The 865-nt window shown below is 57.2% G+C and carries 1 protein-coding gene; it reads left to right on the forward strand.

The genetic code is table 11. The features are described from left to right. Positions 1–865 (forward strand): condensation domain-containing protein (locus ABEW32_RS26340; RefSeq protein ID WP_430193261.1); only part of this gene is annotated, 865 nt, incomplete at both ends.

Below are 865 nucleotides of genomic sequence, written 5' to 3' on the forward strand. Positions count from 1 at the left end.
AGTATCCAACGGTGGAAGCCTTGGCACCGCATATGCACGAGGTTCGTCGTATGGCAGATCAAGAAGAAGTGAGCGGGGAAACGGCGCTACTCCCGATCCAGCACTGGTTCTTTGCGCAGGAGCGCGAGCGTCCACAGCATTTTAATCAGGCGGTCATGCTCTATCGCGCCGAGGGCTTTGAGGAGGCGGCGGTTCGTGAGGTTATGGATCACCTCGTCAAGCATCATGATGCGCTGCGTGCGGTATTCCATCAGACTTCCTCAGGGTATACGGCTTGGACACGCGGTGTAGACGAAGGCACGCTGTATACGCTGGAAACGGTGGACTACCGTGAACAGTCCGCTTATGCGGAAGCGCTGGAAGCGAAGGCAACGGAAATTCAAAGCAGCATGGAACTGTCCGCAGGACCGTTGGTGAAGCTGGGATGGTTCCGTACCACTGAGGGCGACCATCTGCTAATCGCCATTCACCATTTGGTGGTGGACGGGGTGTCGTGGCGGATCTTGTTCGAAGATTTCTCGACAGGCTACGAGCAGGCGATCCAGGGCGAGCCCGTACGATTGCCGTATAAAACGGATTCCTTCCAAGCTTGGGCACGGGAGCTATCCTCTTACGCCAACCGTCCAGAGGCGGCAGCGGAGGACTTGTACTGGAAGCAGCTGGAACAGGCCAAGGCTGAAGCTGCACCGTTGCCTAAGGATTTTGCCCACGAGGGTTCCGTGAACGCAGACAGCGAAGTGCTAACGGTAGAGTGGACCGAAGCTGAAACCGAGCAACTGCTGAAGCAGGTTCATCGCGCCTACAACACCGAGGTCAATGATGTACTGCTGACTGCGCTGGGACTTGCGGTGCACCGCTGGACAGG

It is taken from the genome of Paenibacillus jamilae, from assembly GCF_050482105.1.
GTDB lineage: Bacteria > Bacillota > Bacilli > Paenibacillales > Paenibacillaceae > Paenibacillus > Paenibacillus jamilae_B.